This window comes from Paenibacillus sp. 79R4 (assembly GCF_013393165.1).
Lineage (GTDB): Bacteria > Bacillota > Bacilli > Paenibacillales > Paenibacillaceae > Fontibacillus.
The window spans coordinates 44909-60669 of the sequence record NZ_QJOT01000004.1 but is presented as its reverse complement, the minus strand read 5'-3'; the positions used below and the strand labels follow the sequence as shown (position 1 = coordinate 60669).

At 46.7% G+C, this 15761-nt stretch carries 19 protein-coding genes; 13 read left to right on the top strand and 6 right to left on the bottom strand.

The window, feature by feature from the left end; genetic code table 11:
- Positions 1-180 precede the first annotated feature (180 nt).
- Both DMN77_RS06180 and DMN77_RS06175 read left to right on the top strand, forming a co-directional pair.
- Positions 181-1002 carry a purine-nucleoside phosphorylase gene (locus DMN77_RS06180; RefSeq protein WP_068781644.1) on the top strand — a complete coding sequence of 274 codons (822 nt, stop codon included), beginning with the start codon at positions 181-183 and terminating at the stop codon, positions 1000-1002.
- 77 nt (positions 1003-1079) lie between these two features.
- Positions 1080-1502 (top strand): nucleoside 2-deoxyribosyltransferase, encoded by a 423-nt coding sequence (locus tag DMN77_RS06175; RefSeq protein WP_068781643.1) that lies wholly within the window; start codon positions 1080-1082, stop codon positions 1500-1502.
- A 58-nt stretch (positions 1503-1560) separates the two neighbouring features.
- Here DMN77_RS06175 and DMN77_RS06170 read toward each other — a convergent pair whose 3' ends face one another.
- Positions 1561-2682: a cellulose binding domain-containing protein gene (locus tag DMN77_RS06170; RefSeq protein ID WP_179014040.1), complete on the bottom strand. Its 1122-nt coding sequence runs from the start codon at positions 2680-2682 to the stop codon at positions 1561-1563.
- Positions 2683-2828: 146 nt separating this feature from the next.
- Positions 2829-3695: a LysR family transcriptional regulator gene (locus tag DMN77_RS06165; RefSeq protein WP_068781641.1), complete on the bottom strand. Its 867-nt coding sequence runs from the start codon at positions 3693-3695 to the stop codon at positions 2829-2831.
- 128 nt (positions 3696-3823) lie between these two features.
- Between DMN77_RS06165 and DMN77_RS06160 the strand changes: the two genes are divergently transcribed.
- The 6 genes from DMN77_RS06160 (at position 3824) to DMN77_RS06135 (ending at position 8252) form a co-directional block, all read left to right on the top strand.
- A complete protein-coding gene (locus DMN77_RS06160; protein ID WP_068781640.1) occupies positions 3824-4891 on the top strand; it encodes a branched-chain amino acid aminotransferase in 1068 nt (355 codons plus the stop codon).
- A 317-nt stretch (positions 4892-5208) separates the two neighbouring features.
- On the top strand, positions 5209-5823 hold the full coding sequence (locus DMN77_RS06155) for a peptidase E (RefSeq protein ID WP_068781639.1): 615 nt from the start codon (positions 5209-5211) through the stop codon (positions 5821-5823).
- Between the two features lie 42 nt (positions 5824-5865).
- Positions 5866-6060 (top strand): DUF4368 domain-containing protein, encoded by a 195-nt coding sequence (locus DMN77_RS06150; RefSeq protein ID WP_306294238.1) that lies wholly within the window; start codon positions 5866-5868, stop codon positions 6058-6060.
- A gap of 396 nt (positions 6061-6456) precedes the next feature.
- Positions 6457-6876: a MarR family winged helix-turn-helix transcriptional regulator gene (locus DMN77_RS06145; RefSeq protein WP_068781638.1), complete on the top strand. Its 420-nt coding sequence runs from the start codon at positions 6457-6459 to the stop codon at positions 6874-6876.
- A gap of 184 nt (positions 6877-7060) precedes the next feature.
- Entirely contained in the window at positions 7061-7327 is a 267-nt protein-coding gene (locus DMN77_RS06140) for a PQ-loop domain-containing transporter (RefSeq protein ID WP_179014039.1), read from the top strand.
- Between the two features lie 415 nt (positions 7328-7742).
- Positions 7743-8252: a YcxB family protein gene (locus DMN77_RS06135; protein ID WP_179014037.1), complete on the top strand. Its 510-nt coding sequence runs from the start codon at positions 7743-7745 to the stop codon at positions 8250-8252.
- An 86-nt stretch (positions 8253-8338) separates the two neighbouring features.
- Here DMN77_RS06135 and DMN77_RS06130 read toward each other — a convergent pair whose 3' ends face one another.
- The 3 genes from DMN77_RS06130 to DMN77_RS06120 are packed head-to-tail and all read right to left on the bottom strand — an operon-like array spanning position 8339 to position 10776.
- Entirely contained in the window at positions 8339-9070 is a 732-nt protein-coding gene (locus DMN77_RS06130; RefSeq protein WP_068781635.1) for an ABC transporter permease, read from the bottom strand.
- A gap of 45 nt (positions 9071-9115) precedes the next feature.
- Complete coding sequence (locus DMN77_RS06125; RefSeq protein ID WP_179014036.1) at positions 9116-9865, bottom strand: ABC transporter permease; 750 nt, start codon at positions 9863-9865, stop codon at positions 9116-9118.
- On the bottom strand, positions 9865-10776 hold the full coding sequence (locus DMN77_RS06120; protein ID WP_179014034.1) for an ABC transporter ATP-binding protein: 912 nt from the start codon (positions 10774-10776) through the stop codon (positions 9865-9867). The genes DMN77_RS06125 and DMN77_RS06120 overlap by 1 nt, the downstream gene beginning before the upstream one ends.
- Before the next feature lie 166 nt (positions 10777-10942).
- Here DMN77_RS06120 and DMN77_RS06115 point away from each other — a divergent pair, with 166 nt between their 5' ends.
- From DMN77_RS06115 to DMN77_RS06100, 4 genes are all read left to right on the top strand, one after another.
- Entirely contained in the window at positions 10943-11653 is a 711-nt protein-coding gene (locus DMN77_RS06115; protein ID WP_179014033.1) for a response regulator transcription factor, read from the top strand.
- A 1-nt stretch (position 11654) separates the two neighbouring features.
- Entirely contained in the window at positions 11655-13037 is a 1383-nt protein-coding gene (locus DMN77_RS06110) for a sensor histidine kinase (RefSeq protein WP_179014031.1), read from the top strand.
- Between the two features lie 235 nt (positions 13038-13272).
- Positions 13273-13941 carry a VOC family protein gene (locus DMN77_RS06105; protein ID WP_179014030.1) on the top strand — a complete coding sequence of 223 codons (669 nt, stop codon included), beginning with the start codon at positions 13273-13275 and terminating at the stop codon, positions 13939-13941.
- 67 nt (positions 13942-14008) lie between these two features.
- On the top strand, positions 14009-14431 hold the full coding sequence (locus DMN77_RS06100; RefSeq protein ID WP_068781629.1) for a DUF1801 domain-containing protein: 423 nt from the start codon (positions 14009-14011) through the stop codon (positions 14429-14431).
- Between the two features lie 67 nt (positions 14432-14498).
- Here the strand turns inward: DMN77_RS06100 and DMN77_RS06095 are convergent, their stop codons facing one another.
- Complete coding sequence (locus tag DMN77_RS06095) at positions 14499-15056, bottom strand: helix-turn-helix domain-containing protein (protein ID WP_068781628.1); 558 nt, start codon at positions 15054-15056, stop codon at positions 14499-14501.
- 119 nt (positions 15057-15175) lie between these two features.
- Here DMN77_RS06095 and DMN77_RS06090 point away from each other — a divergent pair, with 119 nt between their 5' ends.
- Complete coding sequence (locus DMN77_RS06090; protein WP_179014028.1) at positions 15176-15760, top strand: LysE family translocator; 585 nt, start codon at positions 15176-15178, stop codon at positions 15758-15760.
- Position 15761: the final 1 nt, after the last annotated feature.

The window sequence follows — 15761 nt, the reverse complement described above, 5'->3', positions numbered from 1 at the left end:
CTGAAGTATAATCATGCTTTATGATTAACTTTTTATCAAAATGAGATTTAGTCTATTTACTTTATCCGCCGAGTCATTTAAACTTTCAGTGATGAATGATTCTGGGCTAGTTTAACGAGTCATTTATCCTAGGTTTACCAAGAATATAATTCGTTCAACATTACTAAGGAGGAAAGATTCATGCATAACACGCAACAAATTCTGGAAGCGAAAGATTTCATTATGAGTAAAATTAATGATCGTCCTGCCATCGGATTGATTCTGGGCTCTGGCTTGGGAACACTGGCCGACGATATCGAAAATCCGGTAACCATTCCTTACGCTGAAATTCCTCATTTTGCTAAATCTTCCGCCGTCGGCCATGCTAACGAGTTGGTGATTGGACAGTTGAAGGGGAAGACAGTAGCTGCCATGAAGGGGCGTTTTCACTATTACGAAGGCTTTACTTTAGATGAAGTCACTTTTCCAGTGCGTGTCATGAAGGCGTTGGGCGTCGAGAATCTGATTATTACAAATGCCTGCGGGGCGGTGAATACCAGCTTTAATCCCGGGGATTTAATGTTGATTACGGATCATATCAATCTGGTTGGCACGAATCCGTTAATCGGACCCAATAACGATAAATTAGGTACTCGCTTCCCGGATTTGTCTCAAACCTACAATCCTGGTTTGCGTCATCTGGCAGGGACAGTAGCTAATGATCTTAATATGAAAATACAACAGGGTGTTTATGCTTGGTGGAGCGGACCTACGTACGAGACTCCGGCTGAGATCCGTATGATCCGTACGATGGGAGCCGATGCAGTTGGGATGTCGACAGTTCCCGAGGCGATTGTAGCCGTTCACGGAAATATGAAAGTACTTGGCATCTCCTGCTTGACGAATATGGCTTGCGGTATTTTGGATCAGCCTCTGAACCATGAAGAAGTGATTGAAGTGGCCGGTAAGGTTAGAGTGAATTTTATTGCACTAATTAAAGGCATTTTAGAAAAAATGGAATAGTGGGTTTAGGACAAGACAGGGATCTCCCATGCTTTAGGAGCCTATCCAGAATACATTGTACGGAGGTCAACAAGACGATGAAAAGGGTATATCTCGCCAGTCCATTTTTTAATGATACAGAGATCGCAGTTCTGGAACAGGTAGAGAAGATTTTGGCCGACAAAGGCCTGAACGTGTTCTCGCCATTCCGAAAAAACAATGAAAATGCCGAGTTCGGTTCCAGACAGTGGTCGATTGAAACCTTTATGACTGATATTAAATATATTAAATGGTCTGAAATTGTGGTGGGCATCTATCATGGCAACTATTCGGACACGGGAACAGCCTGGGAATTTGGCTACGCTTATGCGACGGACAAACCGGTGATTCTGATTCACGTTGGCGAAAACAGCAACCTGATGGTTCATGAGGGAGCCCATGCTAATATCACATTGGAAGAGCTTGCCGACTATGACTTTGATAAGCTGCCCAGTTCTTTCTACTCAGGCGAGATGCTGTAATCATAGCCGGAGCACATGACGAGGGAGTGTCAACATTGACACTCCCTTAAAATTTGTCCTACGGTTCAATTCCCCATATTAACACACCGTTATCATACAATGTGATATGATTGTTCTCTGTATATGAGCGGGCCGAAGAGAGGAAGGAATAATCATTGGCCTGATTGTAATTGGACCAGTCTCCTTGATGGAGACGCGCCATAATCTCGCCGCTATTGCCGCCTGCTGCCAGCGTTCCTGCTGCGGAGGCAAAGGAAATCTCCAGATAATGATCCGCACCGGTTAACGGTTGGGCAAGCTGGTGAACGGCTCCGCTCAGATTCGTACAGCCAAGCTGAGCGTAATCACAATCGAAAAATTGCGCCTGATTGCTCTCGGCGGTATACCAGTAACGCAGCGTCAGATTCTCATACGGAATGGCTTCGGTTCCCTGATTTATTATTTTGAAATGCGAGCGGATCTGATTGTTGTTTACTCCGGTCTCCGCAGCTTTATATTGAATGGATAAATTGCCGACTGTTATTTCCTTGGGGATGACGGATACGCTGGCGGAATCGGCGCTTGCTCCCACGCTGTTCGCAGCGTTCACCCGGTAGTAGTAAGTGCTCCCGTTCGTAAGTCCCGTGTCTAGATATGTGGTTGCAGTAAGATTAGCTGCGACTGCTGTATAGGGCCCGTTAGCGTTGTCGCTGCGTTGGACGGTGTAGCTGGTGGCTCCGGGCGAAGCATGCCAGCTGATTGTCGCCGATCCGTTGCCCGGCTTGGCCAGCAGTCCGGTTGGCGCCGGGGGAACCGAAGGCTGGCTGGTTCCACTCTTCGCATTCATATTCAAGGCGTGGCTCTGAATCACGGTTGCCGTGCTGCTTGGATAGATGACCCGGAAGCCATCATAATCGGGATAGAGGCTGTTATCATCCTGAATGCCGGTCAGAATCCAGAACTGACTTCCTGCTCCATTATACTGCTCGATGGTGGACAGCCAGGTTTGATAGACCTGGTCGCGGGTCGCCTGATTCTGGTAGCCGAATTCCTCCAGCACGACAGGCTTGCCGATGGCATCGCCCGTTTCGATATGATCAATCATCCATTGCGTGCCCCATTCCGGCGTCTTGTTCCAATGGTCCGGATAGAGATGACACCTTGGATAGAATGAAATGCCAAATAAGACAACCTTGTGCATTTTCCTATGCTTGTCCTGAAGTAGTGATAGAACTGCAAGCCGATAACAATTAGAGAATCAACACCTCCGATTAGAAAAATATAGAAACGTTTACAATAATTATATTACAATAATTATGTAAATCCCAAAATTCGAGCTTAGATTCACTATAAGGAAACCAGATGGTCGACAAAGGCGCGGATGATCGAGTTCTCCAACGTATCCTTGCGGTAGACAAGACCTACCTTTTTTCGCGGGGCGGGATCGGCAAGGGATATAATGGCTACCTTGTCGCTAACAACGGTCCTGCCATAGGATTTGGGCAGAATCGTACCGCCTACATGCTGCTCGGCCATATGTAATTGGGATTCCAGAGTGGACAGCTCCATTACAGGATTTAGTTGAATCTCCAGCTCGGCGCAGGCGGAATCTATCATCTGCCGGACCAGAAATTTCTGCGGGAACAGGACGAGCGGGAGATTGGCCAGCTGCTGAATCGTGATATTGGAGCAGGCAGCATACTCATGGCTGCTGGAAATGGCCAGCACCAATTCTTCATCATAAAGCGGCCGATAAGCCAGCTGTTCATCGAAAAGGGGCAGAAATACGACGCCTACATCCAGATGATTGTGCAACAAGCCATCCCGGGTCTCTTCGGTAGCAAGCTCTGTCACGGTAAGTTCAATTCCGGGATAGAGGCGATGGAAAGCGACCAAGGCATCGGTTAATAAATGGTTGCCAGAACAGCCGATGCGCAGCTTCCCTCTCTGCAGTCCGGATAGTTCATTAATTTCCAGTCGGGCCAGCTTAATCTCGTTAATTACTCGGTGGGCATGACCGAGCAGAATTTGACCGGCTTGTGTCAGTATTGTTTTCTTGCCAGAACGGTGAAATAATGGTGCTCCCAGCTCGCGTTCCAACAGCCGAATCTGATGGCTTAATGTAGGTTGGGAAATGCCCAGTTTCTCAGCAGCCCTCGTAAAATGCAGTTCCTCGCATACGGCCAGAAAGTACTCCAGCAATCGATGTTCCATTCGCAGGCTCCCCTTATCGATAGATAATTTCTATGATTATAATCGATACCATATTATTGATCAATAGAGATTAAATCGCTATAGTTATTAACAATAAATATCGTACCTAAAGAAAGGGAGCGCTTGATATGGAACCGTTACAAGTGATTCGGACTAATCAGCCGAAGAACAAGCCAAATGAAGGGGAGCTGGGCTTCGGCAAATATTTTAGTGACCATATGTTCGTTGCGGATTATACATCAGAGCGAGGCTGGCAAAATGCTAGAATTGTTCCTTATGGACCTATAAGCTTGGAGCCGTCAGCAATGGTGCTTCACTATGGACAGGAAGTATTCGAAGGCATGAAGGCGTATCGGGGGATGAACGGAGAGATCCATCTGTTCAGACCGGAGAAGAATATCCAGCGCATGAATATGTCCTGTGATCGATTAGGTATTCCACAAGTGGAGCCGCAATGGATGCTTGAAGCGATCTGCAAGCTGGTTGAGACCGATAGTGACTGGATTCCACAGCAGGTGGAAAATTCGCTCTATATTCGTCCGTTCATTATTGCCACCGAGCCATGCCTTGGTGTACGCGCAGCGAAGGAATATCAACTGCTTATCATTACTTCACCGGTTGGAGCATATTATTCCAGCGGGCTGGCGCCCGTATCCATCTACGTAGAGGATCAATATGTCAGGGCGGTACGCGGTGGAACAGGGGCAGCCAAGACTTCGATCAACTATGCTTCAAGCATCAAAGCGCAAGAAGAGGCCAAGCGTCAGGGTTACTCTCAGGTGTTGTGGCTGGACGGCGTTGAGCAGCGTTATATCGAGGAAGTTGGAAGTATGAATGTATTCTTCAAGGTGGATGGCGAGGTCATTACGCCCGAGTTGAACGGAAGTATTTTGCCAGGGGTTACGCGGGACTCCGTGATTGCGATGCTGAGGCATTGGGGAATCCCTGTGACGGAGCGCAAAATTACCGTCGAGGAGCTGTTCGAGGCGCAGCAGCAAGGAAAATGGGAGGAAGCCTTTGGCACAGGAACCGCTGCGGTAATCTCCCCGATCGGCGCGATGAAGTGGGGGGAGCAGAGCATTCAGATCAATCAGGGCCAGATCGGAGAAGTTTCCGGGAGACTGTATGATGCGATTACAGGAATACAGCAAGGCAGGATTGACGATCCTCTGCACTGGAGATATCGGATCGGGTGAAGGGGTTTGTGAATTTATAGGATCATCGGACAAACAGATTGGAGCAGGCTGCCTAAGAGTGTTCCGTCATAAGACAGTATAAAATTATATTGTTTATGGGCAACTGCCGAACTGCCAAATGAAATGTCTAAAAGAAGCGTATTTCTCCAAGTAGACAGTACGCTTCTTTTTTGTTTTGTGTCCTAATAATAAGAAAGCCCTGCTTGACGCTCGGATTTTTTCATGGCATTTCCTCTTTTTAAATAAACGGTGTCACTAATTGACACCATTATGGATTATACTATAACCAAGACCACAGAGAAAGGATCAAATGCCTTATGGAAAAACTATTTTTGGTATCCTCCTTTAAGGATGTAGCTGACATATTTGCAGACTTCGAGAAAGACCTAAACGGCAAAACCGTCACCTTTATTCCGACTGCAAGCAAAGTGGAAAAGGTCGTGTTTTATGTGAGCGCAGGAAGAAAGGCTCTTGAAAAGATGGGACTGATTGTTGACGAGTTGGATATATCACTCGCCACAACCGCTGAAATTACCGCAAAAATAAAAAACAACGATTTCATCTATGTGACAGGGGGCAACACATTTTTCTTGTTGCAGGAATTGAAAAGAACCGGCGCAGATCAAGTAATCATTGATGAAGTCAATGCCGGAAAACTGTATATCGGAGAGTCTGCCGGAGCAATAGTTACATCTGCAAACATTGAATATGTCAAAGGGATGGATAGTGTAAAGAAAGCGTCGGGCTTAGAAAATTTTGATGCTTTAGGTTTGGTGGAGTTTTGCACTGTGCCGCACTATACCAATCCACCCTTTAAGAAAATTGGACAGAAAATAGTGGACACCTATTCCTCCGTATTAAACTTATCCCCGATTAGCAATAACGAAGCGATAGTGGTCAACGGTAGTGAAATAACTATCAAAAGAAACTGAACTTCTGACTATGAAACGGAACAGGCTGATTTAGAAAACAAACTGGAGCAATGGCAAGCGGAACTGGACGAACAGGAGCAATACGCCGAAGATGTAGAACGGTTTATCCGCAAGTGCAGGCAATACACAGATTTGCAGGAACTCACGCCCACCATCTTGAATGACTTGGTGTGCAAGGTCTTTGTGGATGCCCCGGACAAGTCGAAGGGCAAACGCAAATATTCACATCAGCTATGATTTGGTGGGGATGCCGGAATTGAATACCCCGATACATGAAGAAATGGCGTAGCTTTTAAGCTACACTTCAGGAATATACTGTTTTATGACGGACTGCCTAAGGGGCGGCCTTTTTTTGTTCCATGTCAGTCTGAGCGCCCTGAATCTAGGGTTTGGCGATCAGAAATAATTGAATAGGAAGAACCACTTTTTGTCCCATGGCAGGATTTTGAAAATGAATGTCGAAAAATTAATTACACGCGATTGTGATCACTCCACATCTGTTACGTCAACCTGCTGCTTTGTGGCTCAAGCGATATCAACTTCACGAATGCATGATATATTCCGATAAACGGGATATCCCTATATTTTATGAGTTAAGTTATTGATTGGAGTTCAACCTGGGGAGGGATCGGATTGCATACAGAGGAATTTGTCAAATTACTTGGAAGAATCATGAAGGATTTTCAGACCCATATGGAAGATCATCTTGCACCTTCCTTAACAACCTCGCAATTGAGTGTTCTGGAAGTCATGATTCAACAGGAGAAACACAGCTTGAAGCCTTCGGATCTTATTCCGTTCCTCTCTACTACGCCTGCTGCCGTAACGATGCTGCTGGACCGGATGGAACGCGGTGAACTGATTCGTCGGGAGCGCGATGAGACCGATCGTCGGATCGTATGGGTATCCCTTACGGAGAAGGGAAAAGAAGAACTCGAGCGCGGAGTCTCCATTCGGGATACATATATCAACAGTATTTTGGACCGAATCTCAACGCATAATCAGCAATTGCTGGTTTATTTGCTTGGGAAAATCTCAGGCGCGAAATCCTGAACAATACAAGGGGGAGAATCATAGGATTAATGAATGAAACAGGTGGACCTTTTACGCCGGAGACAAGTCGCCAGAGTTGCGATTTGTCTTTTTTGCTGAATAAAGGATGAAATTACAGTGCCGGGAATATATTTAACAACATACATATTCTTGACCCCATCAACCGGCAGGGTGGTGATATATAGTGCTTTTCTCAATCTTGCAACTTATCGGCGGAGTGATTCTGGCTATCGGCTGGATTCCTCAGATTTTGCAGATTATAAAGACGAAGTCCGTCCGAGATCTAAGCCTGAAATCCTACTTGTTCATGTTATCAGGAATCGCGCTCATGGAGATTTATGCTATCGATTTAGTCAGTAATGGTGCTGGAATTGCATTTTTGATGACAAACAGTCTATCTTTATTAGTCGTGCTGTTTGTAATTATGCTCGTGCTGCGATATAGAAAATAAATGATCCATAAGAAAAGAGCTGTTCCGTGCCGCGACAAATCACTGGGCTAATGGGAAAAACGTTGATATGGGCGAGCTTACGGCGCAGAACAATCGGAATATATCCCGTTGATCCACGGTATTAGAAGAGCGCAAGGAACCAGGCCTGCAATAGAGGAGGGCTGCTTTCTATCATGAGGATACGAGGCATTATTTTCACTTATGGATGGTTCCAAGATCTAAGTGGATGAAGCCGTTTGGAAATTCAGTAGAATCGTTAAGGCCCGTCCTTGTGTGCCAGATACCATAGGAAAGATGTGGGGAACAACATGGGCGGGGAGCTAGCGGGAATTGATCAATTAAGAGAGGGATTGCAGGGGATATAGATGCGGTTTAAAATAAAAGAAATGGAGAATTCAAAGGAGATACCTCGTAAATGACAGAAGAACAGCTTCCCTACAAGTTCAGTTTCTCGATTACTTACAAAGAATACAAGTCACTAACCCTGGCTCATTCGAAAAATCAGTTGATTTTCATTGGTGTATTCATTTTTGTGGTGTTTATAGCAACCACATGGATCAAAAGTTCAAATTTTGACGTGATGTTGTCCAAGGCTCCAATAGGTATTATTCTCAGCCTTGTTCTGACTTTCTTCATGTGGTTGCTTACACTTTATAAGTCTAGGCGGGCTTTTGAAACCAGTGGGATACTGAAGAGTGAGCAGACGCTAACCTTATCCGAGGACGGAATACAGATGGCGATTGAGACCAATGATTCGCTGATTCCATGGAATGAAGTCGCTAAAGTAAGTGAGTCGAAGGATCTGTTTATTATCTATCTGACTAAAAACCAAGGTGTGCTTATCCCTAGAAGCGCTGTGGAAATGGCTAGAATCAGGCCGATTCTCCGTTCCTTTCTGGACAGCAGCAAATTACGGATAAAGTAAATTTTATGTCTGAAATAAGCATCACCCAGCCTCGGGATACTTGTCCGCGAGAACCGGGTGATTTTTATTGCAACAGGGTTATTCACTTATGCAGCCACGTCTGAGCTTTTCAGCCACCGAATGGCCATCGCGGACGTTAATAACATAAATACACTATTCATAATGAAGAATTGCAGGGTGTCTGCTGCGGTTAAGCTCTCCTGGCTTAATACGCCCATTCCGATCGTCAGTAGGGAATAGGGAAAATACAAGCCTATCTTCATCACATACATCCCCAATCCGATAAATACGGCGCATACGCTAATACCGATAGGCACCGCAAAGCTGCGGATACGCATCGAGAGCAGGAGCTGAATCGCACCGATCATGGTGGCTGCGACCCAGCCGCGGGTGATCCAGCCCAAGGTCTCCGGGGGATAATGCTGCCGCAATCCCAGTAGTAAGCCGGCAGTGCCGTATAGAGCAAGAAATAGCAGCTGAACTGTGAGAATAAGGAGGCTGATGATGACCAGCTTGGAGATAAATACGTGCGCAGCAGAGCATGGGGCGCTCATGACCATGTTCCAATTTTTATTTAAGTGCTCCAGCCTGCATACATAAGCACAGCAGATAGCTATTAATACTGGCAGGAAGAACTCGCCGTAGAAGAGGCTTACCTGTGTCCAAAGGCTATACCACTCATTTTGCAGGGCGCTCTGGTTCAAATAAAAGTTGGCGCAGCCGATGAACACTGCCAAAACAGGCAGTGTGACAAGGATCAGCCACATCCGGGAATGACGCAGCTTAAGCTGCTCAGCACGAATACATCTGATTAACATAATGGTCCTCCTATAATGTGGTTTATTCAACAGGTTAAGTTACTTCTACACTTCCTGCCTGGATACGTGGAAACTGCCCATGATGTAAATAACAATCCCCATGATGACTAGAGTGGCTGGCAGTATAAATCCAACCGGTCGGGTTACGAACCGCATAATTGAGCCCGCATAATCGTAGGTAACTGGACTAAGCTCGGTGTAGTAGGACCAGACGAATAGATGTCTGACCCTCGCCGGAAACAACTGCGACGTCATGCCGATGAACCCGCCGATCATTCCGAGACAAAGACTAAATGCTTGATTCTTGACAGACAAGGACATCCACTGTTGGAGCGCGATAACCGCCTGATTGGTCAAAATAGCTCCGCCCATAAACGGAATCAGCAGAGGAAACAGTGTGGACCATTGAAATTGATGTATCCTGCCGAAGCCAATCATCGCCGCAGACTCAATCAGGATGGAGAGCAGCATCAGGGCTGAGGCGCAAAAATACTTGGCGGCATAGATCCTGCCGCGGGTAACGGAGACGGAGAGCAGCAGCTTCCAGGTGCTGCCCTTATGCTCCATATCACAGACGCGGGATACGATTACCGCGGATAAGATCGGAAGAAATAACCCGTTCATCGAGGCCGTTGTGGTAATCAGCCCTTCCCAGCCTGCAAGATCCGGATTGCGTGAGAGGGAGATGCTTGTTGAAAGGAAGATCCAGGCCAGCTCTACGCTAAGGAACAGGGCGATCATGAGAAACAGATGTCTTCTGCGCAGCTTATAAAATTCCAGACCCAGCATACTCATTATAGGCTGCTCTCCTTTCCCGTCATTTCGAGGAACAACTGCTCCAGACTTTTCCTCTGTTCCTCAATGCGAATGACATCTATCCCTGCATGGATAAGGGTCTTATTCATCCTGGCGACCTCGCGATCCCCAACACTTTTCAGCGTCAGGTATTCACCTGCGCGCAGCGATGGCAGCCCTTGATGGAGAAGGATTCTCTCAGCCTCCATATTATTGGCTGTCTTTATTGCTATACGGCCTTCGCTCTTGCCCCGAAGCTGGTCCATGCTTCCCTGAAATACAAGCTTGCCTTGGCTGATAATGCCTACCGAGGTCGCGATTTGCTCTATCTCTGACAAGAGATGACTGGAGATAAGCACAGTTATTCCGTAACGCTGTGGCAGCGATTGAATCAGCTCCCGTATTTCTCCGATTCCGGCAGGGTCCAGCCCATTGGTAGGTTCATCGAGAATCAACAGCTTGGGAAAAGCGATCAAGGCCATAGCAATCCCCAAGCGCTGCTTCATCCCAAGCGAGTATTGACTTACCTTCTTGTCCTTTTGCTTCTCTAATCTGACAATTTGCAGCACTTCGTTCACATTTTGATGCGGAACATTACGTAAGCTCTGCATGATTCTCATGTTCTCAAGGCCGGTCAGATGTCCGTAAAAGGAAGGCGATTCAATCAGCGAACCGGTTTGACTGAGTATAGGGCGACGGTGTTTGCTGAAATCTTTGCCAAAGATGGTAACCTTACCGTCTGTCGGCTTGACTAATCCAAGAAGCATCTTCAGCGTGGTTGATTTTCCCGCCCCGTTTGGCCCCAGAAACCCATATACATCACCCTCGTAGACGCTTAAATTCACATTGTTGACACCATAGGTATCTCCATAACATTTTGAAAGGTTATGTGTTGAGACGATTGCGTTCATTTGACTTCTCTCCCATCCAATTTCTAGATTCACCCTCTCAGCATATAGCCAGGACCCTTCTTGAACCTGAAGACTACCTTACGAGAACCTTAAATCGCTGTACGAATTGCCGCGGCTGCTGATTCACCAGAGCTCCCTTGGTATAATGACCATGGGTGATGAACAAATGGAAGATTTAAAGCACAAGAAATTGCTGATCGTTGAGGATGAGTATGAAATCCGCCAGATGGTGGATCGTTTTTTGCGTAACGAGGGTTATTTTCGCATATTTCATGCGGCTAATTGTCAGGAGGCTCTGGCCATCTGCCGGACAGACAAGCCGGATATCGCGATCCTGGATGTCATGCTGCCTGATGGCGATGGGTTCGCCCTGCTCACTTCGATCCGCCGCTTTTCGGCAATGCCTGTCCTGTTTCTGTCGGCTCGGGGAGAGGACGAAGACCGGCTGTTGGGCCTTGGGCTTGGGGCGGACGACTATATGGTGAAGCCATTTCTGCCGCGTGAGTTGGTACTGAGACTTAATATGATTTTGCGGCGGGTATATGCTTCTCCGACCGTGGAGCATATGCCGGTCTTCGGACTCGGCAATTATATCGTGGACTTGGAGGGCGCGGAGGTACGCAGTGAGCAAGGAGTACAGGCTTTAACCGCCAAAGAGCATGCGCTGTTAGTGAAGCTTTATCGCGAACGGGGGCGGATCGTTACTAGCGATGCGTTATGTCAGGCCGTGTGGGGAGACGATTATTTCGGATATGAGAATACGCTAATGGTGCATATCAGAAGAATTCGGGAGAAGCTAGAGACCAATCCCTCTAGCCCGGAGCACTTAATAACTGTAAGGGGGCTTGGCTATAAGCTGCTGGTGAAGGAGGGCTAACATGGACGGAACTGCACGCATTTTAAAGCGTTTTGCCAGGACAACCATCGTCATTTCCGTGCTTTTGCTCATCCTAAACTTCATATTGCTGGCAGTCTGGATCTTCAAGGGAATGAATGAGGGGCAATCTCCGGATAGCGTTACACAGCAGGCAGCAAACGCCCTTCAATTCTCTGCCGACGGGTATTCCTTCCCTGAGGAGGGGCAGAGGCTCCTTGAACAGAACCAGGCCTGGGCCATGCTGATTAATAGCGAGGGGGATGTAGTATGGGATTACGATTTGCCACCCTCGCTGCCCCGATCCTATACGCTTACCGAGATAACCCAATTTACGCGCAATTACTTAATGGATTATCCTGTGTATGTCTGGGAACATGCGAGCGGGTTGGTTGTGGTGGGTTTCCCGAAGACAAGTATAGCCAAATATCAATTTAATTTTCCCGTCGAATGGGTCCAGAGCCTGCCTTTCCGAATCGTTGCCCTGATCATTGGGAATGCGCTGCTTGCTCTTGTGCTGTCTCTTCTGATCGGCTCTCGTCTGATTAAATCGATCCAACCGCTTCTGCGCGGAATCCATTTGCTGGCTCATGAACAGAACGCCTATGTAGAGCCTAAAGGAATGTTTAGTAGCCTGGCTAAGAGCATCAATCACACATCCTTATTGCTGGAGCAGAAGGATGCCGCGCTCAAAGCGAGAGATGAAGCCCGTTCCAATTGGATCGCCGGCATATCGCATGACATCCGCACGCCATTGTCAATGGTGCTGGGCTACGCAAGCGAACTGGAGGAGAGCAAGGCCGTACCCGCAGAACAGCGTCAGCAGGCCGCCATTATCCGGCAACAAGGCGAGAAGCTTCGTTCCCTGGTCAGCGATTTGAACCTCGTTTCTATGCTGGAGTACGAGATGCAGCCGCTTCATCCAAGAAAGCTGCGGCTTTCGGTGCTGGCCCGGCAGATTGCTTCCGATTTTCTGAATCAGGGGCTGAAGGATAAATTTATGCTGGATGTGGATATATCCGAGGAACAACTTCAGGTGAATGTCGATGAGCAGCTGCTGACCCGGGCAATTACAAATTTAGTGCAGAACAGTATTCATCATAACCCCGAGGGGTGCCGTATTATTTTGCAGACGAGTGCCCTGTCAGATGGACAGACCTGTCAGATTATTGTAAAGGACGACGGGCAAGGTGTCGCGGAGGGTGATCTGCCTGACCTGCTTGAGCTTCCTTATTCATCCAGAAGACAACGTCCGGCCCATCATGGGCACGGCTTGGGGCTGCCTATGGTAGCCCGGATTGCCAAGGCGCATCAGGGACGGTTGCTGTTGATCAGCGGGGACGGTCAAGGAATGACAGCGATCATCGAGCTGCCTGCAATGGTCTGAACAGACTTTTAGAGTAGAAAGGAACTTCACCCCCTCCCCGTCCCCATGTATAATCATGATGAGGTGAAACTTGGTTGAAGCAATTCAGCCAGAGCAGAACAGCGGATAGATACAAGGCCGATCCTGGCTTATAATATCAAGTCAGCTCCCCTATGAATTGAAGAAGACAAAAGAACCGGCGCTAGACATAAAGAAACGGCAAGTGAAACTTTATAGATAAATGGAGGGAAAAAGGATGATTCTGGAAAAACTCGAATTGCTGACAGCAAATCTGCAAGCCACGAAATTATTTTATCAAGAGGTGCTGGAATTGCAGCTTGTTGAAGACAAGCAAGATACTTTTACGGTCCAGGCAGGGGCGACCCGCATCCGATTTGAGGCAACGGAGGGCTATAATTGTCCATTCTATCATTTTGCGCTGAATATCCCCGAGAATCAATTCCGCGAAGCGAAGAGCTGGATTCAGTCCCGGGTGCCATTGATTCAAGAAGAAGGGGATGACGAGGTATTCTTCACCTCCTGGAATGCCCACTCGGTATATTTCGAGGATCCTTCGGGCAATATTGTAGAATTTATCGCTCGTCATAACCTCTCAAATACGATTTCTCATTCTTTTCATAGCGGTGAGATCAACGGCGTGAGTGAGATCGGTGTAGTTGTTGATGAGGTTATCCCGTTTGTAAGGACCTTGAATAAGATCGGTCTGCCTAATTGGAAAGAGGATAGCGAGGGACTCACTCCGGTAGGAGATGAGCATGGCTTATTTATCGTTGTCAAGAAGGGGAGGACCTGGTTTTTCTCGAATCAGAAGCCTGCGGAGTATTACCCGCTGCGAGTTTCCATACAAGGGATCGGCCGGCTTGCCTTTGCAGGGGATTCCACGTTTACTGTGATAGAAGCATAGCGAACAGGAAATTATGTGACTACTCTACTCTTTGCTTAGATTTCAACTGAGGAGGAACCGAACCCCCATGTATGAATTAAAGACAAAAGAAACCGACCGCAGTGTTATCGAGTTTATTGAATGTATTGAGAATATTAAAAAGCGTGAAGATGCTTATCAATTGCTCGATATTTTCACGGAAACGACAGGTTACGAAGCGAAAATGTGGGGACCAAGCATTATCGGCTTCGGAAGCTATCACTATAAATACGACTCAGGTCATGAGGGGGATGCGCCGCTTGTAGGTTACTCACCCAGGAAAGCGAAGACGAGCTTGTATTTTGCCACAGGTGACCCCGAACGGGAGCAGCTACTGCAAAAGTTCGGAAAACATACAGCAGGAAAGTCATGCGTTTATATTAACAAAACAGCTGATATTGATGTATCAGTCTTGCAAGAACTGATCCGGCAATCGGTTGAGTTTTTGAAGAGAACCTATCCGAATGCATAGGAAATAAGAACCTCATCTCTGGAACAAATCCGGAGGTGAGGTTCTTTTGAATTATATGGCTTAACCTCTAGTTTACTGGGTAGTAAATCGTCATGCTCAGGCGGGTTAATGCATTGCTTGAATTGTGGTAGGTATGGGGTCTGTCGGCCTTAAATCGTAAGGAATCGCCTTTCTGGATGGTGTATTCCGCTTCCCCTAGCCGAACGGTTACTTCTCCGTCAAAGACCGTAATAAATTCTTCGGTGCCTTCCCGGTGCGAATCCGAATGAACCGTTCCCTTTGGATCGATTTCAATCGAATAGATTTCAAAACGCTTGTCCTCCTGGAAATGGAAACAGGGAGCTATCCGGTATCTCCCCTTGTCCTCGGATAATACTTGCATTTCATAACTGCGGACGACTGTCGCATCAGGCTGCGGACTATAAATTAGCGAAGTGAAGGAAACCTTCAATCCGTTCGCTATTTTCCAAATGGTTGCCAGCGTGGGACTGGACTCTCCTCTTTCGATTTGTCCGATCATCGTCTTGCTTACTCCGCTTAATTGCGACAGCTTCTCCAGGCTTAACTTTTCCTTCTCTCGAATGGCTTTCAGATTATTGGCTAGAGCAAGATGAATTTCCTCCAATTAAAACACACCTTCTTTTCGGGTTTACAATATAACGACCGATTTGTATAATAAATAGCACGAACGTTATATTGTCTATTATGGACATTATAACATACATCATGGAAGGGGAGAGGGAATTGCCTTGGTTTTCATTTATGATCTTTGTCGTAACGACTAGTTTTACTCCAGGTCCCAACAATATCATGGCTATGGCTTATGCACAGAAATATGGCTTGAGAAAAATCATCACGTTTTGCTTTGGTGTGGCCGGAGGTTTTTTTCTAATTATTTTGTTAAGCAGCGGTTTTAATAGAGCGCTTACTCGATTCATGCCGGTGATTGAGCTCCCGTTAACCATTTTTGGCGCAGTCTATATGTTATACTTAGCGTTCAGTATCGTGGTTTGTAACAAACATGAAGCTGAAAGTGTCAAGGAAGACCATAATTTATTTCTGGCAGGAATACTGCTGCAATTTATGAACCCGAAAGGGATATTGTTTGGCATAGCGGTTGTCTCCGCCTTTATTCTCCCTTATTATCATAGTTATTCCAGCTATTTTGCTTTCGCGCTTCTTCTGGGGATTATCGGTTTATTAAGTACCTTTAGCTGGGGATTATTCGGAACCGTGTTTCAGAGGCTGATCTTGAGTCATCAGAAGATTTTTCGTGCGGTTATGGCAGTTTTGCTAGTGTATAGTGCGATTTCAATCATGATTAAATAGG

Coding starts and splice junctions, on each gene's coding strand:
- DMN77_RS06180 (WP_068781644.1), top strand. CDS start 181: ATGCATAACACGCAACAAATTCTGGAAGCGAAAGATTTCATTATGAGT.
- DMN77_RS06105 (WP_179014030.1), top strand. CDS start 13,273: ATGATTCTGGAAAAACTCGAATTGCTGACAGCAAATCTGCAAGCCACG.
- DMN77_RS06125 (WP_179014036.1), bottom strand. CDS start 9,865: ATGAGTATGCTGGGTCTGGAATTTTATAAGCTGCGCAGAAGACATCTG.
- DMN77_RS06120 (WP_179014034.1), bottom strand. CDS start 10,776: ATGAACGCAATCGTCTCAACACATAACCTTTCAAAATGTTATGGAGAT.
- DMN77_RS06155 (WP_068781639.1), top strand. CDS start 5,209: ATGGAAAAACTATTTTTGGTATCCTCCTTTAAGGATGTAGCTGACATA.
- DMN77_RS06170 (WP_179014040.1), bottom strand. CDS start 2,682: ATGCACAAGGTTGTCTTATTTGGCATTTCATTCTATCCAAGGTGTCAT.
- DMN77_RS06130 (WP_068781635.1), bottom strand. CDS start 9,070: ATGTTAATCAGATGTATTCGTGCTGAGCAGCTTAAGCTGCGTCATTCC.
- DMN77_RS06135 (WP_179014037.1), top strand. CDS start 7,743: ATGACAGAAGAACAGCTTCCCTACAAGTTCAGTTTCTCGATTACTTAC.
- DMN77_RS06115 (WP_179014033.1), top strand. CDS start 10,943: ATGGAAGATTTAAAGCACAAGAAATTGCTGATCGTTGAGGATGAGTAT.
- DMN77_RS06160 (WP_068781640.1), top strand. CDS start 3,824: ATGGAACCGTTACAAGTGATTCGGACTAATCAGCCGAAGAACAAGCCA.
- DMN77_RS06165 (WP_068781641.1), bottom strand. CDS start 3,695: ATGGAACATCGATTGCTGGAGTACTTTCTGGCCGTATGCGAGGAACTG.
- DMN77_RS06110 (WP_179014031.1), top strand. CDS start 11,655: ATGGACGGAACTGCACGCATTTTAAAGCGTTTTGCCAGGACAACCATC.
- DMN77_RS06100 (WP_068781629.1), top strand. CDS start 14,009: ATGTATGAATTAAAGACAAAAGAAACCGACCGCAGTGTTATCGAGTTT.
- DMN77_RS06175 (WP_068781643.1), top strand. CDS start 1,080: ATGAAAAGGGTATATCTCGCCAGTCCATTTTTTAATGATACAGAGATC.